This is a genomic window from Halorussus amylolyticus (genome assembly GCF_004143485.2).
Classification (GTDB): Archaea; Halobacteriota; Halobacteria; order Halobacteriales; family Haladaptataceae; genus Halorussus; species Halorussus amylolyticus.
In genome coordinates this window covers 273,079-295,552 of the sequence record NZ_ML974131.1, presented here as the reverse complement: position 1 = coordinate 295,552, position 22,474 = coordinate 273,079, and the positions used below count along the sequence as shown (strand labels likewise).

Here is a 22,474-nt window from a genome sequence, read left to right as displayed (position 1 = left end):
GTTAGTCGTCGCTCTCGACCTGTCGTGCGTCGGCGTGCTCCGAGAGGTTCGTCGGCGGGCGCTTCTCGCCGACGAACTCCCCTTTCGCCGCCTCGTCGTCGAACTCGGCGTCGAGCACGCGGTCTGCGATTTGGTCCACCTCGATGTCGTTGTCGTCGTCGGACGAGACCAACACCGGACTGGTGCCGTCCTCGCCGAACTCGAACTGGACGATGGTGTCGCTCGTGTCGCGCACCGTGCCGTCGTACTGGGTTTCGAGCTCCGACAGCGCGTTGATGAGTCGGCGCTGGAGATACCCGGACTTCGAGGTTCGGACCGCAGTGTCCACGAGACCCTCGCGGCCGCCCATCGCGTGGAAGAAGAACTCCCGCGGGTTCAGCCCGCCGGTGTAGGAGTGCTCCACGAAGCCGTGGGCCTCCGCCGAGAGGTCGTTGGGCTGGTAGTGGCTCAGGGTTCGGTCCTCGTAGCCGCGGTTGATGCGCTCGCCCCGAACCGCTTGCTGGCCGACGCAGCCGGCCATCTGCGTGAGGTTGAGCATCGACCCACGCGCGCCGGACTCGGCCATCACGACCGCGGGGTTGTCGTCGTCGAAGTGGTCCTCCGCGATGTCGCCCGCAGAGTCACGCGCCTTGCCGAGCGTCTGCATGATTTTCATCTCGAGCGTCTCGTCCACCGTCCGGCCGGGCAGCGATTCGAGGTTGCCCGCCTGGTAGGTCTCGATGAGTTCCTCGACGCGGTCGTAGGCGTTGTCGATGGCTTCGTCGATGCGGTCCTGGGCCTCGGTCGGGACGGTCTCGTCGTCGATACCGATGGAGAACCCGAAGTGCATGATAGAGCGCATCGCGAGCGCCGCGACCTCGTTGATGAAGATGCGGGCGCGCGTGTTGCCGTAGGTCTTGCAGATGGTGTCGACGATTTCGCCGCCGAAGCCGCCGACCTCGTCCTCGGCGATGGTACCTTCGACGAACTGGCCGTTCTCGATTATCACGTCCTCGCCGACCGTCCCGGTGAATTCGAGCGAGAGGTCGCTCGGCAGGAGCTCCGAGAAGATGTCGCGGCCGGACCAGTAGGGTTCGCCGTCGTCGTGACCCGACGGCTCCGGAAGTTCGTCGATACGAGTCGCCCGGAGCAGGTCGAGCGCCTGCGTCTCGTTGAAGTGCGGATTCTCGTTGGTGAGCAGGTAGGTGCCCGAGATGTGGTCCTGAATCGCGCCGATGATGTTCTCGCCGAAGCGTGGAGACAGGATTTGTTCCTGCACGCGCATGAGCACGCGCGCCTCCGCGCGGGCCTCCTCGTTCTGGAGCGCGTGCATGTTCATCTCGTCGCCGTCGAAGTCGGCGTTGTACGGCGGACAGACGACGGTGTTGAGCCGGAACGTCTTGTACGGCATCACCACGACCTCGTGGGCCATGATGGACATCCGGTGGAGCGACGGCTGACGGTTGAAGATGATGATGTCGCCGTCCACCATGTGGCGGTTGACCTCCCACCCGGCCTCGACCTTGGTCGAAAGCTCCTCGCAGTTCTTCTCGGTCACTTTGAGTCGGCGGCCGTCAGGTCGCTTGACGTAGTTCGCGCCGGGGTGGCCCTCGGGACCGTTGGCGACGTACCGACGCGCCTCCTCGACGTTTCGCTCGGTCACGTTCATCGTCTGAGTCATCTCCCGAGCCACGCGCTCGGGGACACCGACCTCGTTCAGGCTCAGTGTGGGGTCGGGCGAGATGACCGTCCGGGCCGAGAAGTTCACGCGCTTGCCCGACAGGCTCCCGCGGAATCGGCCTTCCTTGCCCTTCAGCCGCTGGCTGAGCGTCTTGAGCGGACGCCCGGAGCGGTGGCGGGCGGGCGGCGTGCCCGAAATCTCGTTGTCCATGAAGGTGGTGACGTGGTACTGAAGCAGTTCCCAGAGGTCCTCGATGATGAGTTGGGGCGCGCCAGCCTCACGATTCTCCATGAACCGCTGATTGATGCGGATGATGTCCACCAGCTTGTGGGTCAGGTCGTCCTCGCTCCGCTGGCCGTTGTCGAGCGTAATCGACGGACGGGCCGTGACCGGCGGCACCGGCAGGACGGTCAGAATCATCCACTCGGGTCGCGAGCGCTCGGAGTTGATGCCGAGCGCCTCGACGTCCTCGTCGGGGATGTCCTCGAACCAATCGCGGATGTCCGAGGGCATCAGCTTGTTCATGTCCTCCTCGGTGAGGTCGATGTCGAGCGCCTTTTCGAGCGCCTTCCGGTCGGACTCGCGCGGTCGGAACTCGCCCGACATGATGTCGTTGACCCGCGAGAGGTCGATGCCGGTCTGGTCGGCGAGCTCTTGGGGCGCGATTGGCTCGCGTCCGTTCTCCTCGTCGTCGTCCCCGTCGGGACTTTTGCCCTGCATCGCGGCGGCAATCTGCTCGGAGTACTCGCTAGTGAGGACCTGCTGGACCTCGTAGTAGGTGGTGGGCTTCTCGTGGTTGATGTCGTACTGGACCTCGCCGCAGTACGGACACCGGTCCTTCTTGCGGGCCTCCCGGATGGCGGCCTTCGTGACGTCGTTGACGTCGTTGCCGAGCTGTTTGGTCCGGGTGAGCTTCGAGGCGTACTGCTCTTTTTCCTCCTCGGTCAGCAGGAGGCGCGAGCAGTTCCGACAGGTGCCCCGAAGCAGGCGGCGGATGAGCTTCGTGAACCCGACGTGGATGACGGGCGCGGCGAGTTCGATGTGGCCGAAGTGGCCGTTGCACGACCCCGAGTGCTTCCCGCACGTCTTGCACTCCAGTCCGGGGTCGATGACGCCGAGTCGCGGGTCCATCAGCCCCATGTCGATGGGGAAGCCGTCGTCGTCGTAGGTGTCGGCAGTGATTATCTTCGTGGCCGACATCTCTCGGTACTCTTCGGGGTCCATCAGCCCGAAGCTAATCTCGCCGATTTCCTTGGGTGTTTGTCCTGTAGCCATGGTTTAGACTGCGTCCTCCAGTTCGAGTCGCGGGGCGATGCCGAGCGCCTTCATCTCGTCGAGCAGGAGCTTGAACGCGTAGCTCATCTCGATTTCGTGGATGTCGGTCTCCTCGTCGCAGTTCGGGCAGTAGACGCGGTTCTGCTCGACGTTCTCGACCGCACTCATGCCGCAGTTCGCACAGACGTAAATCCACTCGCGGTCAGATTCGTCCAGCAGTCGCTCCTTGAGGGTCAGAGCGGCACCGTGCCCGATGAGCACGTCGCGCTCCATCTCCCCGACACGCAGGCCGCCTTCGCGGGCGCGACCCTCGGTGGGCTGGCGCGTGAGCACCTGCACCGGCCCGCGCGAGCGGGCGTGGAGCTTGTTCGAGACCATGTGGTAGAGCTTCTGGTAGAAGATGGTCCCGATGAAGATTTCGGCCTCGATTTTCTCGCCGGTGACGCCGGAGTACATAATCTCCTTGCCCGACGACTTGAAGCCCTTCTCTTCGAGCGCCGACCGAAGCTCCTCTTCGTCTTCGCCCGTGAACGCGGTTCCGTCCACGCGTCGGCCTTCGAGCGCGCCGACCTTTCCGCCAATCATCTCCAGCACGTGGCCGACCGTCATCCGGGACGGGAGCGCGTGAGGGTTGATGACGAGGTCGGGCACGACGCCCTCCTCGGTGAACGGCATGTCCTCCTGGGGCGCGATGTGGCCGACGACGCCCTTCTGTCCGTGCCGGGACGCGAACTTGTCGCCGAGTTCCGGGATGCGCTCGTCGCGCACCGACACCTTCGAGAGCTTCGAGCCGTCCTCGCCCTCCATCAGGGTCACTGTGTCCACGACGCCGGACTCGCCCGACCGCATCGTCACGGAGGTCTCTCGGCGCTTCTGCGGCGAGAGACCGCCCATGTCGTCGGGCTCTTCGAGGAACCGGGGCGGGCTGGTCTTGCCGAGCAGGACGCTGTTCTCGTCCACTCGGGTCTCGGGGTTGACCAGTCCGTCCTCGTCGAGGTGGGTGTACGCGTCTTCACCGCGCGCGCCGCGCACGTCGTCGTCCGGAATCTCGAAGCGGTCCTCCTGTCCGCCGGGGTATCTGCGTTCTTCGCCCTCGTAGGTCCGGAAGAAGTGCGAGCGAGCCAGCGCGCGGTCCACCGAGCCGCCGTTCATGACGAGCGCGTCCTCGATGTTGAACCCCTCGTAGCTCATCACGGCGACCGTGAAGTTCTGGGCGGCGGGGCGGTCGTCGTACCCGATTTGCTCGGTGGTCTGGGTCTTGACCATCGAGAGCTGCGGGTAGTGGAGCAGGTGCTGGCGTGTGTCGGGCCGGATGCGGTAGTTCGCCGCGGGAAGCCCGAGCGACTGCTTAATCATCCCCGACCCCATCGTAATCCGGGGCGACGCGTTGTGCTCGGGGTACGGAATCATCCCCGCGCCGATGCCGAAGATGAGCTGCGGGTCGACTTCGAGGTGGGTGTGGTCCTCGTTGAGGTCCTCGCGGTCCACCGCGACGTAGATGTCCTCTTCCTCCTCGGCGTCGATGAACTCGACCTTGCCGCGCTCGACGAGGTCCTCGAAGTCGAGGTCGCCGTTCTCGACCGCCTTAATCTCCTCGTCGGTGATGAGCGCCTCGCCGTTCTCGATGACGAGGAGCGGGCGGCGCGCGCGGCCCGCGTCGGCGTTGATGATGACTTCGCGGGTGCGCTCCTTGATGGACACGTTGACCATGTCGGACACGTCGCCGCGTCGGCGAGCGTGGCGCACTTGTTCTGCGAGCTGTTCGGGGTCGGGATGCGTCCCGACCAAACTACCGTTGACGTACACTTTGGCTTCTCGTCCCTGACTCATGTTAGTCGTCCGCGCTTGCGGTTGGTTCGACGCCCTCGATTCCGGGGATGCCTTCGACACCCATCGACGCCAGTTCTCGTTTGAGTCCCTGTTCGTCCTCGACGTTCTGCGACAGTTCCATCGCTTGGGCGAAGTTCTTCACCAGCCCACAGTTCGGCCCCTCCGGCGTCTCGGAGGGACAGATGCGACCCCACTGGGTCGCGTGGAGGTCCCGCGCCTCGAAGTGGGGCTGAGACCGACTCAGCGGCGACCGGAGCCGCCGGAGGTGTGACAGAACCCCCATGAAGTCGGTCCGGTCCACGAGCTGAGAGACGCCCGACCGGCCGCCGACCCAGTTCCCGGTCGCAATCGGGTGTTCGAGCCGCTCGGTCAGCACGTCCGACCGGACCACGGTGTTGACCGAGAGCTGACGGTTGCGCATGTTCGCGCGTTCGAGCTGGTACTTCACGTCGCGTGCCAGCTTGTTGAGCGCCGTCCGGAACAGGTCCTTCATCAGGTCGCCCGACACCTTCAGCCGCTTGTTCGCGTAGTGGTCCTTGTCGTCGGGTTCGCGGCGCTGAAGCGCCAACTCGAAGCACGCCTCGGCCATCCGGCAGAGGTAGTACGCCTTGTTGATGCGCACGTCCTCCTCCTCGACGCCCTCCTCGTGGAGGTGCGGCAGGAGGTAGCGGTCGATGACGTAGTTCGCGCGCTTGAGCTGGTAGTTCTTGCCCTGCCCGGAGGCGACTCGCTTGCCGAGCGACTCGATTGCCTCCTCCTCGGTCTGGACCTCGGCGGCCTCCAGATTTTCGAGCATGAACTTCACGATTTCGGGGTCGTCCGAGACGCGGTGGACGATTTCCTCGTCGGATTCGAGTCCGAGCGCCCGGACGAGCGTGACGAAGTTGACGCTCCCCGAAACCGAGGGGAACGACACTTCGAGCAGGCCGTCGCGGGTGCGCTCGACCAGCACGAGGGCGCGATAGCCCCGGCGCTGGCTGAACGTCTTGGCGACCTGAATCTCGTCGCCGTACTTGGTGTCGTACTCCGCGAGAATCTTGTTCGGCGCGAGGTCCTCGCTCGTCATCAGCACGCGCTCGGAGCCGTTGACGATGAAGTAGCCGCCGGGGTCGGCGGGGTCCTCGCCGATGTCCACGAGTTCGTCGTCCGAGAAGCCCGCGATGTTACACTTCTCGGAGCCGACCATGATGGGCATCCGGCCCACCTTGGTCTCGGTCGAATCGACCACTCGCTCGTCCTCGCCCTCGCCCTTCACGATGGACATCTCCATGAACACGGGCGCGGAGTAGGTGATGTTCCGCAGGCGGGCCTCCTGAGGGTAGAGCAACTCCTCGCTCCCGTCGGCTTCGCGCACGCGCGGAGTCACCACACGAACGTCGCTGAGTTCGACGTGGACCGGCTCTTCGTCCTCCTTGTCGCCGATGTCGGTCTCGATTGTCTCCTTCTCGTCGACGACCTGTTGCATCCCCCGGAGGAGGAACGCGTTGAACGAGCGGTAGTGGTGTTCTGCGAGTCGTTCCTTCGAAAAGTACTCCTTCGAGATTGTGCGTCGGTTTTCCCTATTCATTATTCTACGACGAGTCGGTATACGGTCGCGATGTCTGTCGTTCGGGAGTCGCGCACGATTTTGATTACGTCGCCGACCTCGGCGTCGTCGGGGAGCGCCGGGTCGGTGCGTTTTATTTTGGGTAAGTCGGTTGATTGGATGTTGTACTCCTCCAACAGGCCGTCTAACTCCTCGTCATCGACGACGCTGTGGTCCGGGACTAGGTTGTGTTGGCTTACGTCTACCATGTGTGGCGGTGGGTTCTCTGGGCGAATGGAGAAATGGCTGTCACGAGATACTACAGGGTATTACACGCGAGGGTGATTTAAGACTTGCTAAGTCGAGCGCACCACGAGCTATTCGACCCCGCCGTGTCGGGGAATCCCGACCGCGACGAGGTGTCCGTTAGTCACGTTCACTCGACGGAAGTATAAATCGTTTGGGGCGGCGGGACACGTCCGCTCGGGCGGGCCCTCGCTCGATGCGACTCGAATCCACGTGACTGCACGCCACGCCGACTCCGTTTGGGAAGTCTTAAGTTCGATAGGGCACAAGCAGAAGATGCGTTCGAAAGCCCGGGTGGTGTAGTGGCCCATCATACAACCCTGTCACGGTTGTGACGCGGGTTCAAATCCCGCCTCGGGCGCTTTCTGTTGACGCCAACTCGTGAGCGAGGAGCACCGCGACAAGCGAACGCTGGCGTCAGCGAAGCAACTTCGAAGGGATTTGAACCCTAGAAGTCGCACGCCCGGAACGGCCGAACAAAGTGAGGCCGCATGCCCGGACCGTCTTCGTCCGGTTCAAATCCCGCCTCGGGCGCTTTCCTGATTCCAATTCGCCAGCGAGACGTTATTCTGTCACCACTTAGAGAGTCCGTCATCGAGGGTCTCCACGAAGCGGAGAGAAACGACTCGACATCACCTTGTAGTCAAAATAGCCTAAACTTATGTTTGAAGAGAATGAAAACTGAAGCATGGTCAAAGGTGCAGTAAATACGAAGGACAAAGGCGACGAGACGGAGGCGAAGGTCATCCACGAGCTGATTTCGAACGGATACAGCGTTTCGGTACCGTTCGGAGATAACGACAAATATGATCTCGTCGTAGACTGCGGAGAGGGTCTACAACGCATCCAATGTAAAACCGCCTGGACAAACAAACCAGACACGATGCGTTTCAACACACACTCTCAGACCACGAGAGATGGGAAGTATCACGAAAATACGTACGATGGGGATATCGACGCGTTCATCGTCCGGTACCCGAAAAACGAGCGCATTTACTGGGTCGACATCGAGGAAGCGACCGGACAGAAGATGGAACTTCGCTTCGAGGGCGAGATTGACCACCCGTCTATCAATTGGGCTGAGGAATACGAATTTCGAGGGCGAATTCCATAACCTGAGGCCGGAAAGTGTGTCGAGGTATCACACCCCAATAGCGGAGCAAATCGGCACGCCTTAATACGGGCCGCCGAAATGAACGAGTGCACTACGAAAGCCCGGGTGGTGTAGTGGCCCATCATACAACCCTGTCACGGTTGTGACGCGGGTTCAAATCCCGCCTCGGGCGCTTTCTGCTGACGCCAACTCGTGAGCGAGGAGCATCGCGACGAGCAAACGCTGGCGACAGCGACTGCGAAACCGAAATCGACCACCGTTATAACCGCGTTCCACAGACGCGTGGACATGAACAGACGCCGCATCGGCACGAGCCTCTACGCGAGCGTGCTGTTCACGGTTCTCGGTCTCGTCGCGTGGCTGACCGGCCAGCCGTTCATCTTCCCGAGCCTCGGGCCGTCGGCGTTCATCCTCGCGTTCGACCGGCGGGGCGAGCGCACCTCGACGTATCGAATCGTCGGGAGTCACTTCATCGGCGCGGTAGCGGGGCTGCTCGCGTACACGCTTATCGCCGATGGCGTGTCGCTCACGAGCACGCCCGCTGGCCTGTCGTCCGACGGCCTTCGACTCGCCGCGAGCGGCGTCGTCTCCATCGCGGTTACGAGTTGGGGAATGATAGCGACCGACACGAATCACGCCCCGGCGTGTGCGACGACGCTCATCGTCTCGCTCGGATTATTATCGACGCCGCGACAGGCCGCGACCATCGTGGTGAGCGTCGTGATTCTGGTCGAGGTCCACCGGGCGTTCGTCGCGGGATTCGACCGAATGAAGCGGTATCTGGAATCGTGACCGGAGCAGACCGCGGTCGCGGTCTGCTCCGGTCGGGCGTGAAGTGAACGACGGCCGATACTCTCTCGAATCCGGACATACCACCAAGGGCAAACGTTTTGAAACCCCACTGAGAGAGATGTAGGTGATGGCTACAGGTCGTGACACGCAGTTACCCCTCGCGGCATGGGGGCTCGCAGGGGTACCAATACTGGCGACGTTCGTCCAGACGACGTTGGCGGTCGCTGAGACGACACTGGGCTCGGCGGGTCTTAGCGGCGTGCAGGACGCGATTCGCTCGGTCGCGGTGTTCGACGCCGCCGCGATTCTCATGTGGCAGAGTCCGGGGCTGGTGTCCGGACTGTTCGTACTCATCGCGGGCGCGTGGGCCGCACAGGGCGTAGCGCAGTTCGGGCGGCACAACCGCGACGTGACGTTCGCGGCCGCGGGACTCGTCTCTGTGCTGTTCTTCGCGCTGTTCTTCGGCGTTTACTTCCCGATGTTCGGGTCTGACGTACCGCTCGTGCAGGTCCTCGGGTTCTTCGCAGTTCCGGTCGTCGCGTCGGGCGCGGCGGTCGGGTCGGCGCTCGGTCACGACTGGGACGAGAAGGTAGTCGAGGAGAAGTCGGCCGAACTCGCCGCGGTCGCGTCGGACCTCGACCGGAAGCGAGAGGCGTTCGAGGAGGCGTATCGCCGACGAATCGGTGACCTCGACGCGCTCGCCGATATCGCGCCGAACGGGGTCGAGCGTGCCCGAGAACGTCGGCGAGAGTTCCGAGAGCGGTGCGACGGTCTCGAATCCGACGTGGCGGCCGCCGGCCGCGGGTCGGCCGACCAACTCCGGGCCGAGGCGTCGTCGCTCGCGAGTCGCGTCGAGAGTCTCGACCCCGAGACGGAAGTCGGTCGCATCGAGGACGACCTCCGCGAGCGGGTCGCGTCCGGCGTCAGAACCACCTACGGTACGGTCCAGTGCTGGTCGCGGTACGACCGGTCGTACGAACTCGTGAACCTCCCGAGTCGGTTCCGAGACGTAGAGATTCAAGCGTTCGACACGGCGGTCCACGTCGGCCGAATCGACGAAGCGTTTCTCTCGCGTCTCGACGAGGGTGCCGACCTCGAAACCGTCGCGCAGGCGGTCGGCGAGGTGGACGACCACGTCGGGCGCATCGAGGCTTACGTCGGCCAGTACGAATCCTCGTTCGCCGAGCGTGCCGACGCGGCCGGGTCCGATATCGAGACGGTCGAGACCAAGTGCGACCGATTCGAGGGCCGTGTCGCCGACCGACTCTCGGAGTTAGTGGTCGAGGGCCGCGACGGCGACCTCCCGAGCGTGCGGGGAGTCCGCGAGCGACTGGATTCGGGACGGGACGCGCTTCACGACTGTCGGTTCGACGAGGCCGAGCGTGCGGCCGAGGAGGCCGCCGAAGACGCGAGCGAGGCCGTGACGCTCGTGGAGTTCCTCTGGAGCGTCGTCGGCACCATCGACCACCGCGGCGAGCGCGTCTCGCTTCCCGCGAGCGTGGACCCGACGGCTATCGAGCGGCTTCGCCCGGCGTTCGAGCGCGAGTACGGCGTCGAGTTTCGGGTCGCCGACGGCGCGCTCGAACTCACGTACCGGGAGCGGGCGGGCGAGACGGAACCCGGTGACGAATCCGAGGGCGGTTCCGAATCCGGAGTCGGCGGAGAAGTCGCCGCTCACGAACGGGGCGAAGCCGACGTCCGAACCGAGTCCGACGGGCAGGTCGAGCGGGCCCGACCCGAGGAGGTAATCGACTCGGTGCTGTTCGTGTTCCGCGAGCTGAAAACCGCCGGGCGGGCGACCGACGGCGACCACGCCGAAATCCAGACCGGCGAACTGCCCGAGAGCGTCGCCACGCCCGCAGTGCTGACACAGATACGCCGGTTCGGGCAGCGCCAGACCGACGTGCTCGAAACGCTCGACGTGCAGGAGAACGCGCCGCCCGGATTCATCGAACTCGTTCCCAAGGAAGGGACGTCCGTCGAGGCCGCGGCGGACGCGCTTCACGAGCGATACCGGGAGCAGTACGGATAGCGCGAAGCGCGGATGCAGTAGAACGGGACGGGAGCACCGACCGCTCGACACAGAATACACAACAATGACAAAGTGCAGAATCTGCTACCAGACGAAGGCCGAATGGCCGGAGAACAGCCTCGACGACCACCTGCTCGAATCCCACGCGACCGACGAGACTTCGATTCGCGCGGTGTACAGCGACCGGTACGAACGCCTGTTCGAGAACGGCGCACCGGTCGAAACCGACGACGAGACCGACGCAGACTCCGAGGCGGAGTCCGGGTCGGAACTCGGACCCCTCGACGACGGAGGCTTCGATAGCTCGGTGAGCGACGACCTGCTCGACGACACCTACGGAAAGAAGTGGTACATGATAGGCGTCGGCGGCGCGGGTAACAACATCATGGACGCCATCTTGCTCCGGAAATCGACGCTGGAGCGCAACAACGAGGACCGGTCGCTGGTGTGGCGGGGCGGTCTCGCGGGCTACGGCATGCTCAACACCAACATCGCCGAGTTGGAGCAGACCTACTACGCCCAGGAACTCAAGGAGTACAGCAGAAACGACCTGCTTCCGAACGCCATCATCGGGTTCGGCAAGCACGACTACTCCGGGATGGGGCGGCGGTGGGACAACGGCGAGAAGGTGGTCCGGGCGGACTTCGAGGACGGCAATCCGTTCCGCGAACGGTGGGACATGGACCCCCAGCACATCCGGGACGCCCAGGCAATCATGTTCGTCCACAGCGTCACGAAGGGCACCGGGTGCGGTTCGACGCCCGCGCTCGCCGAACACGTCCGCGAGGAGGTGCTGTCCGACGACTACGTCATCGACAAGGCGATTCTGAGTTCGGTCGTCATCCCCTCCGCGGAGGACAAGTTCGGCGGCCGGGCGCGGACCAACGGCGCGGTCGGACTCGCCCGGATGTCCCAGACCGCCGACGCCATCATCCCGTTCAACAACGAGCGACTGCAGGACGTGCAGGGCGACGTAAAGCCACGCATCGACGGCATCGAGCGGTACAATCCACCCCAGTACACCGAACTCAACAAGCCGCTGGTCGCGTTCCTGGAGGCGTTCACCATGTCCTCGACGCCCCAGATTATCGACCAAGACGCGACCATGTCGATTCAGGGCGAGGTGTTCGACGTGTCCGACAGCTTCCGGCCCGTCGAGGACAAGTACCCGCTCGACCTCGACCGCGAGTACACCCCCGCGGTCATCCTCGCGCCCGTGTTGGGCCGGTCGCGGGACGCCTCGCTCGACAAGTCGGGCCTCGAAATTCTGGTGCGGAACGCGCTGTTCCACAACAAGCTCTCGGACTTCGACCCCACGACCGCGTGGGGCGGCACCTTCCTCATCTACGGTCCCGAGGAGAAGATGGAGAGCATCTCGCCGTACGTCAACGACAACACGCTCCGTGAGATAATCGGCGGCGAGGAGATGCTCGACGTGGGAGACGTGAGCGGTGCGGAGTCCATCGACATCCACATCAGCCAGATGGTCATCCCGTACCTCGACGACGTCTACCTCTGGGGCACGCTCTGGAACCCCCGGATGCCGTCGCTCGAAGCGATGTACGAACACGCAAAGAAACTCAAAGAGGAGGGCAACAGCAGACAGGCCGAGAGCCTCCGGGACATCTGGCACCTCGTGGACCCGCTGTTCTCGTGTCTCGGTCGGGAGAACATGGCCTAATCATGGAGGTGCTCGTCCCACTCGGTGCGGCCGCGGCATCGCTGGTCGGCGTCGGCGTCCTCGGTCTGTTCGGGCGCGACTCGAACGACGACGGCGGTCTGAGTCGAATCGCACGGCGACTCGACGCCCGAGAGGACCCCGACGCGGTCGAGCGAAAGCTCGACGCGCTCGACAGAGCGATAGACACGCTGATAGCCGACGCCGACCTCGACCGCCACGTTTCGAACCCCCCGGCCGCCGACGCGTCGAGCGTCGAGAAGGCCGAGGCGCTGTCGCGGGCGGTCGAGCGCGACCGGCTCTCGGTCGGCCCGGCGGCAACGGCGGGGTCGGAGGGTGAGACCGGTGGGACGGTTGCGAGCGCGGCCGCCGCCGTCAAAAGTGACGCGTCGCCGTCTTCTCCCGCGGCCCGTCGGTTGCTCGACGCGACCGCGGCACCGGCCCGTGCGGACCGCGGCGAACTGACCGACCTGCTCGAACGCGCGGTCGGCGCGCTCGACACGCAACGCGAACTCGAACGCGCACTGGGCGACGTGTCCGAGGGCGACGAGTTCGCGCCGAGCGAGGCCCGACGGGTCCGAAATCGGCTCGACCACCCCGACAACGCGGTCACGGCGGGGGTCCGGCGGCTGGCCGCGAAGGCCGAGGAGAGCCACGCGACCGCCGAGAACCGCGAGACTGAGTACGAACGAATCGCCGACGCCACCGACACGCTGACCGAGAGCGCGACCGAAGCGACAGACCTCGACGTCGGCCCGAACAGCGGTCGGCCGGTCGCCGAGCGGTTGGGCGTCGTCGCCGACGCGGTGAACCGCGACGAACTCGGATTCGGTGCGGGCGGGAGCGGCCGCGTCCCCGCGGCCGCGGCCGAGGTTCGGCGGTCTCGAAACCCCGAGAGCGCGATTGCGAAGCGTCTCCTCGACCGACTCGCGTCGCCGAAACTGGGCGACGTGGAGGCCGCGCTCGACACCGCGGCCGAGCAGTTGGACGCCGCGACCACGACCCACAGCATCGTCTCGGACCTCGACCGCGATTCGGTTCGAAGCCTCGCCGACGCCGTGGCGGACCGACTCGACGACTAATCGGGGCCGGTCGCCGACGCGCTCGCCGTGCGCGTCGGCGACCTTCGAGGGATGCTCGACCGCGCCGACGAGTCGAATCGGGTCATCCCCTACGCGATTCGGAACGAACTCCGATTTTACGACCGGACGTTGCTCTCGGAACTCGGCGGGACGGGCGCGGCCAGCGGAGGTTCGAGCGAGAGCGCGGACGTGCCGCTCGCGCGAGTCGCCGAGCGCCGCGAGGACCTCGAAGACAGGTACGTCGAGGGTCGCCGCGACCACAACCACAGCATCCCGCTCCACTTCCTCTCGCTGGTGGACGCGCTCGCGGACGAGGCCGAGCGCGCGGCCGCGACCGGCGACGACGCGCGCGCCGCCGGACTCTGTGCGGCCGCGGACGAAACCCTCGACCACGTGACACAGCTCTACGAGCGAAACGAATACAGCGTCATGCTGAGACGGCTCCGTGGATAGCCCACCCGTAAGATATACATCATATATCTAAGTTTTGATTTTCGCCAGATATATGTACGAGCTTTGTAGATAAAGTACCGACGTACCGACATGGTATACGTATTTGCTGGCACAGGGCAAGCAGGGAGCGCAATCGTAGACGACGTGTTCGGGCACCGACGCGTCTCTACACCTGCATCTCCCCTCGTGTTCAATTCGACCATTCGAGACCTCAGAAATTTATCAAATATCGACGAGGAGAGTCAGTACGGCATCGCCGAGCGACACGGATTGGTCGAACGGGGCACGCCGGGGTTCGAGGAACAGGTCACAGGTGGGTTCGGTCGGAATCCGGTGGAGGCCGACTCCGTGATGGAGGACCACCGCGGGGAACTCGTAGAGACGCTGGCGGCTCACTTCGACGAGCCCGACGGAACGCCGGGCGACATCCCGTTCGCGTTCGTCTGTCTCGGACTCGGCGGCGGAACCGGGTGCGGTATCGCGCCCCACGTCGCCGACGCCATCAAGGAGTACACCGACGGCGTGGCACAAATCATCGGAGTCGGCGTGCTTCCGAACACGGACGGACCGGTCGCCGAGGACGACGACGAGCAGATAAGCGCGGGCCGACAGGCGTGGAACACCATCTACGGTCTCGACCGACTGGAGGAGTCGGTCGATGGCATCGTCCTCGTGGACAATCAGCGACTCGCCTACGAGAACGCCGCCGAGGGCCGATTTTCGGAGTACAACGAGTACGTGGCGTCTGGTCTCGTGGACCTCATCTCGGGTTCGACGCTCGAACGAATCGACCCGAGCGAGTACGACGAGGTGGACCCGCCGGTCGTGGACCTCCAGGACGTGGTGACGTCGCTGTCGTTCGACACCCGGGGCACGAACTCCCGGCCGGGGTACGCGACCATCGGGCGGTCGGTCACGATGACCAAGTCGCTGGTCGGCTATCTCGTCCCGTTCGTCGGCGACCGCGAGGTCGATAGCAGCGCGCTCTCGCGACTCGCGGCGAGCAAGCAGACGCTCTCGGGCGTCTCGCCGAGCGAGGCCCAGAAGGCAATTGGTCTCATCCGAGCACCCGTCGAACACATCTCGAACGAGGGCAAGCGCATCGAGACCTCGACCATCCGGCGGTTCCTCGAATCGCAGTGCTCGGAGGTCAACCTCGGCGTGGCGCTGACCCGCCGGAACCTCGCGTCGTTCACGTCGCTGTTCACGTACGAGCGCGACCAAATCGACCGAATCGCGGAGATAGAAGACCAAGCCGACCAGTACGAGGCACAGAATCCGATATGAGACGCGAACGCTCTGTCGTGGGTCTCGCGGTCGTCTTCGCGCTCGCGGTCGCTCTCCAGTCGGCCGTGACCGGAGCCGACGGCGGGACGACCACTTCGGCGCTGTCCGCACAGATACACCAGCAGGCGGACGCGACGTACGCCGCTGTCACGCTCGCGAACGACATCTGGACGCCGCGGGTCGCGGGACTCGGGGTCGGCCTCGCGGTCGGACTGGTGGCTGGTGGGGCTGGCGCGTACCTGAAGCGAGGTGACGCGTAGTGAGGCGGCGAATTTTCGTGGCGTTTCTCGCGGTGTTGCTCGTCGCACAGCCTGCGGTCGCGGCCGACTACCCGGACGTGGAAACGGCCTGTTCGGAGGCCGGCGGGGGCGAGGTGCTAATCGGCGTCCTCCCGGGGGCTGACACCCCGAGTGACGGGCAGGTGCTGAACGACACCACGACGCTGTACGCCGGAACCACGCTGAAGGTCGCGCTCTGCAAGAACGGCGAACTCGCGAACACCCAAGGGTCGGAGTGGTCGCTCGCCGATTCGCCCGGACTCGAAACACTCGACCGGAGCCAGTCAGACGTGACGGTTCGTGTGACCGGCGACGAGTCCGAGACCGACGTGCCGAGCCTCGTGGAGGACAAAGACGACCTCGACGGCGTCTCGATTCGCGTCCAGCAGCCGCCGACGGTCGAGTCCGAACTCGCGGACAGTTCGATAGCCTTCGGAAGTGCGGACGCCGCGTCGGCGTACGCCGAGAGCGAAACCGAGTACCTCGACGCGCTGGCAGACTACTCCAACGCGACCGAGCGACTGAACGACACGGATGTTTCGGCGGCTTCCGACGACCCGGAGAACTCGACCGAGGAGCTGTTGGACCCGCTCAACGAGAGCAGCCAGTCGGTCGCGAATCACACGAACGAACTCGAAAACCACCTGTACGAAACTGCGTGGAACTCGAGCGGCGGTTCGAACGCGATACTGGCGTTGGAGGCCACGAACGACCGCAAGCGGGCCGCGGACGCCGACGCGCGTGCGGCGAAACAGAACTACCTGACGCGACTCGAAGCGGCCGAAAGCGACGCGCGGTCGACCGTTCTCCTCAATCTGGTCGGCGCGGCGGTCGTCGGTCTCGTGGTCGGCGGGATTCCGGGGTGGAAGCTGACCGCGAGCAAACTCGAAGACATCAGATACGACCGGCAAGTCAACTCGAGCGTGACCTACGGGCCGCGCGTGCTCGCGCGAGCGGGCGGCCTCGCGCTCGTCGCGCTCCTCGTCACGGCGGCGGCGCTATTCGCGCTCGGCGGACTCACGGCACTCGGAGGGTTACTATGAAACGCGAACTCAAAGCGGCACTCGGTATCGGCGGTATCGTCCTCGTGGCGGCAGTGGTCGGAATCGGCCTGTTCCTGTTTACGAGCTCCCGACTCGGCGTCGGCTTCATCGCAATCGGGATTCCGGCCCTGCTCGTGGTCGGCGTCGGCGTCTACGTGCGCGGCGTCGTCTCCAAGCCGGGAACGTCCCAGTCGGACTACGCCAAACAGCAGGCGACCGACACCGCGACCGCGCTCCGGGACTTCCACGCGGAGTTCGACGACCTTCGCGGTCGGTACCCGGCGTGGGACGCTTCGGGCGTGGAGTCGTCGGTCGAACACGTCGCGAACGACCTCGAAGAACACGGCGTCAGCTTCGACGCCGAGTCGGGGTCGTACTCGATGAAGCGGTTCAGTTCGGCCGACATTCAGGGACTGGAACAGATTCGCTCGGACATCGACGACCTCGGCGAGACGCTCGCGTCGTCGTTCGAGTTGTTCGTCCGGGACGAGCTTCAGAGACTCGACGAGACGCTCCTCAGACTGGAGGGTGCCGACCTCGCGACGGTCGGCACGTGGGAGGGTCAGCAGGCCGCCGACGACGCCGACGACATCGGCGCATTCGAAGACGTGCTGGCGTCCCACCGCGAACAGGCCACCCGGACTGTCGAGCGCGCGAGCGAGGAAGTCGAGCGCCTGCTCGCGGACGTGGACGGCCCGGTGGACGAGAACCGCGTCCGCGACCTGCTCGCGGACGCAGACTCCCGCGCGTCGGCCGACGACCACGCGGGCGCGGTCGATTCGGTGCTCGACGCGCAGGCCGCGCTCGAAGGCGAACTCTCGGGGCGGTTCGAGGCCGACCGCGAATCGGTCGAGAATCTGCTCGAAACCGTCGAGTCGTCGGTGGTCGATGACTACGTGGACGCTCACCACGTCGAGCGGGTCCGAGACATCGACGCCGCGATGGCGTCGCTCGACTCGGCGCTCGACGTGAGCGACCTCCGGAAACACCAGGACGACCTCCGGGAGACCGCGACCGCGATGGTCGAGGAGATGGCCGCCGACCTCGAAGCCGACCTCTCGACGCTCGCGGACGCCGACGTTCCGGCCGACTACTACCAGCGACCGTCGGCCGCGACCCAGGATTACGTGGCCGACCTTCGACGGACCGACTCGCTCGACGACTTCCGAATGACGTGGACCGGCGCGGTCGGCGACCTGTCGAGCGCGCTCGACCAGGTGAGCGAGAAGGCGTCCGTCGCCGAGTCGTACGCAGACATCGAGGCGGTCATCGACGAGGAACTCCGGACCGACGCCGAGGTTTCGGGTGACGACCTCCCGGTCAAACAGGTCGGGCGGTTCATGGACCTCTACGCCCGCAACAACCCGGACGTGACCTACGACCCCGCCGGGCCGACGCTGTCGTCAGCGGGCGACGGCGAGATGTACGACGTGACGGTGTTCGCGCAGTTCGACCAGGGCGGTCCCAAGCGCGGCGTGACCGTCGAAATCGACGGCACCGGCCACGCCGACAGCGAGCGCCGCGAGACCCATCTCGCCGAGGAGGTCACCTTCGAAGACGTGCCGTACGGCGAGTACACGGTTCGGGCGGTGCCGGGTCCCGACGATTACCGGACTCCCGAGGAGAGCGTGACCGTCGAGGACGACGCGGAAGTCGAACTCACGATGGAGGAAGTCGGCCTGCGCGAGCAGGTGTGTGCGGGCGTCGAGAGCGACATCCGCGAGTACCTGCCCGAACTCACCGACGATTTGAACGAACAGTACGACGACGAAGGCTACCTCTCGACGTCGATGTCCTACCCCATCACGGACGACTACGTGCCGTGTCTGCTCGCGCTGTGGGCCGAGCAGGAGGACCTGTCGGTCACCATGACCGACGAGGGCGTGGTCGCGTACGACCGCGTCCAGTCGAATCAGGAGGTGGAGATGGTCGTCGAGCACAACCTCGACGCGGGCGAGTCGATGTCGTTCGACGACCTGCGCGACCGATTCCTCTCGGCACCGCTTCCCGACGACGTGATTCGGGAGACGGTCGCGGACGGCGCAAAGGCCGAGTCGGTCGAACTGACGCCGAGCGGTATCAGGAAGGATGAGTAACATGTCACAGAAGGCAGATACATACACGCGGTGGACGGTCATCGCGTCCGGCGAGGGTGGCGGGCGAATCGCTTCGCAGTTTTTCACCCGGTCGGACAACCCCGGTATCGACGACCGCATCCTCGTAATGAACACGAATCGCGCGGACATCAGAAACACCATCAGTCGGATGGAGACCCATCTCGACGACGGCGAGGACCCGTGGGCCAACCACGCGCTCGAATTCGGCTCCCAGCAGGGCGCGGGGAACTTTTTCGTGATGGGTCAGGAGGCCGCCCGCGAGGACCTGGACCGAATCGTGGGGAGCATGAGCCAAGTCGGGACCGCGACCGACGCGTTCCTCCACACGGCGACTCTCGGCGGCGGGACCGGAAACGGGTCGATACCGTACATCATCGACCAGTTCAAGAGCGGTCTCGACTCCGACGCCCACGAGGGGTGGATGGACAGCACCATCCACACCGCGCTCGCGGTGTGGCCGTACTACTACGAGGCACCCCAGCGCCAGTTCAACGCGGTGTGCGGTCTCTCGCGACTCCTCCGGTCGTCGGACGGGAGCCAGAACGCCGACATGGTGTTGCTGGCGGCGAACTCTCACCTGAGCGACGACGAGACCACGGGCACCGACTACAGCGAGGTCAACGACCAGATAATCTCGGCCATCGACCTGATGATAGGTGCGGGCCGCGAGACGCGCGGGGTCATCGACGTGCAAGACTACGTGACGGTTCCCTCGCAAATCGGCGCGTACCACTTCACGCCCGCGGTCGCGACCGACCTCAACGGCGACCTGTTCGAGATGGAGTACATGTTCGACAAGGCCGCCGAGAACGCGTTCGTCCCGATGGACGTGGGCACCTCCCGGGTCACGTACGCGGTCGTTCGCGCGCCCGAGTCGATGATACAGAACGGCGACATCACCGAACCGGACGTGCAGAACGCGTTCAACGACTGGAAGCGCAAGCACGGCCTGCTCGGCGCGTCGGGCATGACGAGTCTGACCCCGAAACAAGAGCGAGGTACCGACGTCGACGTGCTCCTGTTGCTCGGCGGGTTCGATTTGGACCCCCTGCTCGACCACTCGTGGGAGGAGTACGAGGAGTACAAAGAGAGCCTCCAGTCGGGTCGCTCGCTCGGCAACGGCCAGCTTTCGGCCACCGAACTCGGACGCATCGAGGAGAATCTGACCGAGTACATCGAAATCAACGAGGGGTAGCCATGCCAGGCACGCGTCACTCACGACTCGAACGCGCGGGCGCGGTCGTCGTCGCCGCGCTCCTCGTCTGCTCGATGGTCGCGGCGGTCGCGGGCGTCGGGAGCGCCCACGGCGGCGACCACGTGACCCGCAACGGCGACACGCTGGAGATAACCCTCGGCGCACAGCACTTCGACGGCGACAACCGGAACGTCACCGTCAGCGCGGCGGGTGGCTCTGTGGACCGAAACGCGAGTGCCGGAGCGGGCGAAGCAACGTACAGCGTGCCCGTCGCGCGACTCAGCGAACCGCAGACCGACCTCTCGAACGCGAGCGTCACGGTGAAACCGCAGAACGGAAGCGCCGTCACCGAGCACGAGAACCTCCAGTTACTCACGTTCGACGGGTCCGCGTCCGCGAAGCTTTCGGGCGCGACGCTCGAACTGCCGGTCACGCAGGCGCTCGGCTACGCCGACGGCGGCGGTGCCGACGCCCGACTCGACGGCGAGACCGGGCCGGTCGATGCGACCGTCGAGTACCGAAACGGCACCGACGTTCTCGCGGCGTCGCTCGCGCCCGACCGCCTCGACCTCCCGCTCGAACAGAGCGCGACGATTCAGGTCTCGAACGGAAATTCGACAGACGTGAATCTCCGGTCGCTCGTGACCGGTGCGACCGAAATCGAACGCGACGGCAACGAGACGGTCGTCGTGAACCCGTTCGTGGTCGCCGACACCGACTACGACCTCGTGGTGACCACCGAGAACCCGACCGGGACCTACGCGGCGACGGTGACGGCGAGCGGGACCGAACTCGCGGTCACCGACGAGGCGCTCGCGAGCGCCGGGGCCCTGAGCGTCTCGGCGTATCACGGCGGCGACCCGCTGTTCGAGGACGCCAGTCCCGAGGGCGGCGAGACCGAGACGATGACCGCGACCGTGGCGTCGAACGGAACCGCGGTGAACTTCAGCGACGAGTCGCTTTCGGCCGACGGCGCGACGCTCTTGATGCACGTCGTGGACGAGGAGTCGGCGGCGGTGAACGCGACCGTCTCGGTCGAGAACGGAACCCTCGACCTGAGCGGAACCGACTATCGACTGCATCCGAACGGAAGCTATCGACTCATGCTCGCGGGCGACCGATTCGTCCGCGCAGAAATCGACGGACCCGAACCCGACAACAGCACTCTGAGCTACGCCCCGGCCGACTCCTCCACCGGCGAGAGCGGCGACGCCGCGAACGCCGACGGCGATTCCGGCGGGACGTTCGCGGCCGTTCCCGGCGGCCTACTCGGCGTGGCAGCCATCGCGGGGACGCTCGTGGTACTGGGCGCTGGCGCGGGTATCGCACTGATTCGAAAGCGCCGAACTCCCTCGGTGACGACCGGGAGTTCGGCACCCCCGGCCGCGGCCACCGACCCCTCGGTCACCGTCACCGTCGAGGACGCGGGGACCGGCACCAACCTCGATGCGAAAGTGACCGCGACTGCGAAGAACAACTTCACGAACGGTCATCAGGACACCGAGGAGACCACCGTCTCGGACGGAGCGGGGTCGCTCACGCTCGAACGCGGGACGTGGATTCTCGAAGCCGAGACCGGTGGCGTCACCGAACAGAAGACCGTGAACGTCCGGGGCGACAAACAGGTCGGCTTCGAGTTCGGGCCGAAGAAAGCCCGCGTGTCGGTGACCGACGACGACGGCGAACCCCTGTCGGACATCCCCGTCACCGCGACGCTCGACAACGGCGACTCACGAACCGAGCGGACCGACGACCGCGGGAGAGTGGGGCTCTCGGTTCCCTTCGCGGCGACCGAAGTCGAGGTGTCGGCCGACCACGAGAAGTACGAGAGCGACGCGGCGACGCTCTCGTTGGGCGGTTCCGCGCCGGTCGAGGACTCGCTGACGCTCCGACAGTTGACCGGGCGACTCGACGTGACCGCGACCGTCGAGGGGACGCCGGTCGCGGGGCTTCCGGTCGAGATTCGGCCGGAGGAGGACGCCGTGGCCGAACTCGGCGGGACCCACCGGGCGACCACCGACGAGTCGGGAGTCGCGACGTTCGACGACCTGCTCGTCGGCACCTACGAGGCCCGACTGGAGTTCTCCGGCGGTGGAAACGCCTTTTCGGCCCAGTCGAAGCGGGTCGAGGTCCGCGACGGCGGGCGGACCCGCGAGACGCTCGACTCGCCGTTCGAGTTCACCCTCGGACGCGCCGAGCGCGACCGAATCACCTCGATTCGACAGGACGTGGAGTCGCTCGCCGCCGCGAGCGGACGCGACGTGGCGGTGCCGCGGTACTACGGGAGCGTCGTGACCGCGCTGGTGGACACGGTCGAGCGCACGTCTCGGCAGGGTCATCGCTTCGCCACCGCGGACGCCGACCCCGACGCGGTCGTGGCGGCGCTCCTCGACGCGGCCGAGGAGGCGGTCGAACTGATACACACCGCGATGACCACCAAGCGGAACACCGACCTGTTCGGGGCGTGCGCCGACATGCCCGACGAGTGGGTCGAGTGGTCGGGGAGCTTCGACGCCGACGCGCTGTTCGAACTCCTCGAAGACGACCGGACGAGCCAGCGCCAGACCGTGCTCCAGCGGCTCCGGGCGGTGGACGACCGAATCGACCGCGAGCGGTCGGACCTCGCGGTGGTCGCGCCCGCCCGAGAGCTGTGGGACGGCGTCAAAGAGTTCGTCAACTCCGAGCGGGGCGATGACCGGGTTCGCGGGGCCGCGGTCGCGTTCGTCGCAATCGGACTGCTCGACGGCGTGGACGAACTGTTCGACCACGACGAACTGCGGAGCAGACTGGAGCGGACGGTGTTCTAA

Annotated in this window: 16 protein-coding genes and 2 tRNA genes; 14 read left to right on the top strand and 4 right to left on the bottom strand. The window is 65.4% G+C overall.

Annotated elements, in window-relative coordinates:
* Position 1 precedes the first annotated feature (1 nt).
* The 4 genes from EKH81_RS05330 to EKH81_RS05315 are packed head-to-tail and all read right to left on the bottom strand — an operon-like array spanning position 2 to position 6,559.
* On the bottom strand, positions 2 to 2,935 hold the full coding sequence (locus EKH81_RS05330; RefSeq protein ID WP_132056917.1) for a DNA-directed RNA polymerase subunit A': 2,934 nt from the start codon (positions 2,933 to 2,935) through the stop codon (positions 2 to 4).
* 3 nt (positions 2,936 to 2,938) lie between these two features.
* Positions 2,939 to 4,765: a DNA-directed RNA polymerase subunit B gene (gene rpoB / locus EKH81_RS05325; protein ID WP_132056915.1), complete on the bottom strand. Its 1,827-nt coding sequence runs from the start codon at positions 4,763 to 4,765 to the stop codon at positions 2,939 to 2,941.
* A gap of 1 nt (position 4,766) precedes the next feature.
* Entirely contained in the window at positions 4,767 to 6,332 is a 1,566-nt protein-coding gene (locus EKH81_RS05320) for a DNA-directed RNA polymerase subunit B'' (RefSeq protein WP_132056913.1), read from the bottom strand.
* Positions 6,332 to 6,559: a DNA-directed RNA polymerase subunit H gene (locus EKH81_RS05315; RefSeq protein WP_132056911.1), complete on the bottom strand. Its 228-nt coding sequence runs from the start codon at positions 6,557 to 6,559 to the stop codon at positions 6,332 to 6,334. The genes EKH81_RS05320 and EKH81_RS05315 overlap by 1 nt, the downstream gene beginning before the upstream one ends.
* 325 nt (positions 6,560 to 6,884) lie before the next feature.
* Between EKH81_RS05315 and EKH81_RS05310 the strand changes: the two genes are divergently transcribed.
* The 14 genes from EKH81_RS05310 to EKH81_RS05245 all read left to right on the top strand — a co-directional run bounded on the left by EKH81_RS05310 (position 6,885) and on the right by EKH81_RS05245 (position 22,474).
* Positions 6,885 to 6,957, top strand: a tRNA-Asp gene (locus EKH81_RS05310).
* Between the two features lie 327 nt (positions 6,958 to 7,284).
* Positions 7,285 to 7,710, top strand: coding sequence for a group I intron-associated PD-(D/E)XK endonuclease (locus EKH81_RS05305; RefSeq protein WP_132056909.1), 426 nt, complete (start codon positions 7,285 to 7,287; stop codon positions 7,708 to 7,710).
* Between the two features lie 99 nt (positions 7,711 to 7,809).
* Positions 7,810 to 7,882 (top strand) — tRNA-Asp (locus EKH81_RS05300).
* A 116-nt stretch (positions 7,883 to 7,998) separates the two neighbouring features.
* Entirely contained in the window at positions 7,999 to 8,502 is a 504-nt protein-coding gene (locus tag EKH81_RS05295; RefSeq protein ID WP_132056907.1) for an HPP family protein, read from the top strand.
* A gap of 127 nt (positions 8,503 to 8,629) precedes the next feature.
* Positions 8,630 to 10,534, top strand: a complete 1,905-nt coding sequence (locus EKH81_RS05290) for a hypothetical protein (RefSeq protein ID WP_132056905.1) — start codon at positions 8,630 to 8,632, stop codon at positions 10,532 to 10,534.
* 64 nt (positions 10,535 to 10,598) lie between these two features.
* Entirely contained in the window at positions 10,599 to 12,215 is a 1,617-nt protein-coding gene (locus EKH81_RS05285; RefSeq protein WP_132056903.1) for an FtsZ/tubulin family protein, read from the top strand.
* Between the two features lie 2 nt (positions 12,216 to 12,217).
* The gene (locus EKH81_RS05280; RefSeq protein ID WP_162224500.1) at positions 12,218 to 13,294 is read left to right on the top strand and encodes a hypothetical protein; all 1,077 of its coding nucleotides are present in this window, start codon (positions 12,218 to 12,220) and stop codon (positions 13,292 to 13,294) included.
* Between the two features lie 27 nt (positions 13,295 to 13,321).
* Positions 13,322 to 13,747 (top strand): hypothetical protein, encoded by a 426-nt coding sequence (locus tag EKH81_RS05275; protein ID WP_162224499.1) that lies wholly within the window; start codon positions 13,322 to 13,324, stop codon positions 13,745 to 13,747.
* 90 nt (positions 13,748 to 13,837) lie between these two features.
* The gene (locus tag EKH81_RS05270; RefSeq protein WP_132056899.1) at positions 13,838 to 15,034 is read left to right on the top strand and encodes an FtsZ/tubulin family protein; all 1,197 of its coding nucleotides are present in this window, start codon (positions 13,838 to 13,840) and stop codon (positions 15,032 to 15,034) included.
* Positions 15,031 to 15,294: a hypothetical protein gene (locus EKH81_RS05265; protein ID WP_132056897.1), complete on the top strand. Its 264-nt coding sequence runs from the start codon at positions 15,031 to 15,033 to the stop codon at positions 15,292 to 15,294. The genes EKH81_RS05270 and EKH81_RS05265 overlap by 4 nt, the downstream gene beginning before the upstream one ends.
* Positions 15,294 to 16,355 carry a hypothetical protein gene (locus EKH81_RS05260; RefSeq protein ID WP_132056895.1) on the top strand — a complete coding sequence of 354 codons (1,062 nt, stop codon included), beginning with the start codon at positions 15,294 to 15,296 and terminating at the stop codon, positions 16,353 to 16,355. The genes EKH81_RS05265 and EKH81_RS05260 overlap by 1 nt, the downstream gene beginning before the upstream one ends.
* A complete protein-coding gene (locus EKH81_RS05255) occupies positions 16,352 to 18,451 on the top strand; it encodes a hypothetical protein (protein ID WP_132056893.1) in 2,100 nt (699 codons plus the stop codon). The genes EKH81_RS05260 and EKH81_RS05255 overlap by 4 nt, the downstream gene beginning before the upstream one ends.
* A gap of 1 nt (position 18,452) precedes the next feature.
* Complete coding sequence (locus EKH81_RS05250; protein WP_132056891.1) at positions 18,453 to 19,667, top strand: FtsZ/tubulin family protein; 1,215 nt, start codon at positions 18,453 to 18,455, stop codon at positions 19,665 to 19,667.
* A 2-nt stretch (positions 19,668 to 19,669) separates the two neighbouring features.
* Positions 19,670 to 22,474, top strand: coding sequence for a carboxypeptidase-like regulatory domain-containing protein (locus tag EKH81_RS05245; protein ID WP_132056889.1), 2,805 nt, complete (start codon positions 19,670 to 19,672; stop codon positions 22,472 to 22,474).

What these genes read in the sequence shown, in the direction of transcription:
- EKH81_RS05295 (WP_132056907.1), top strand. Translation starts at nt 7,999, where the DNA reads ATGAACAGACGCCGCATCGGCACGAGCCTCTACGCGAGCGTGCTGTTC.
- EKH81_RS05255 (WP_132056893.1), top strand. Translation starts at nt 16,352, where the DNA reads ATGAAACGCGAACTCAAAGCGGCACTCGGTATCGGCGGTATCGTCCTC.
- EKH81_RS05265 (WP_132056897.1), top strand. Translation starts at nt 15,031, where the DNA reads ATGAGACGCGAACGCTCTGTCGTGGGTCTCGCGGTCGTCTTCGCGCTC.
- EKH81_RS05280 (WP_162224500.1), top strand. Translation starts at nt 12,218, where the DNA reads ATGGAGGTGCTCGTCCCACTCGGTGCGGCCGCGGCATCGCTGGTCGGC.
- EKH81_RS05250 (WP_132056891.1), top strand. Translation starts at nt 18,453, where the DNA reads ATGTCACAGAAGGCAGATACATACACGCGGTGGACGGTCATCGCGTCC.
- EKH81_RS05285 (WP_132056903.1), top strand. Translation starts at nt 10,599, where the DNA reads ATGACAAAGTGCAGAATCTGCTACCAGACGAAGGCCGAATGGCCGGAG.
- EKH81_RS05270 (WP_132056899.1), top strand. Translation starts at nt 13,838, where the DNA reads ATGGTATACGTATTTGCTGGCACAGGGCAAGCAGGGAGCGCAATCGTA.
- EKH81_RS05245 (WP_132056889.1), top strand. Translation starts at nt 19,670, where the DNA reads ATGCCAGGCACGCGTCACTCACGACTCGAACGCGCGGGCGCGGTCGTC.
- EKH81_RS05290 (WP_132056905.1), top strand. Translation starts at nt 8,630, where the DNA reads ATGGCTACAGGTCGTGACACGCAGTTACCCCTCGCGGCATGGGGGCTC.
- EKH81_RS05320 (WP_132056913.1), bottom strand. Translation starts at nt 6,332, where the DNA reads ATGAATAGGGAAAACCGACGCACAATCTCGAAGGAGTACTTTTCGAAG.
- EKH81_RS05330 (WP_132056917.1), bottom strand. Translation starts at nt 2,935, where the DNA reads ATGGCTACAGGACAAACACCCAAGGAAATCGGCGAGATTAGCTTCGGG.
- EKH81_RS05315 (WP_132056911.1), bottom strand. Translation starts at nt 6,559, where the DNA reads ATGGTAGACGTAAGCCAACACAACCTAGTCCCGGACCACAGCGTCGTC.
- EKH81_RS05305 (WP_132056909.1), top strand. Translation starts at nt 7,285, where the DNA reads ATGGTCAAAGGTGCAGTAAATACGAAGGACAAAGGCGACGAGACGGAG.
- rpoB (WP_132056915.1), bottom strand. Translation starts at nt 4,765, where the DNA reads ATGAGTCAGGGACGAGAAGCCAAAGTGTACGTCAACGGTAGTTTGGTC.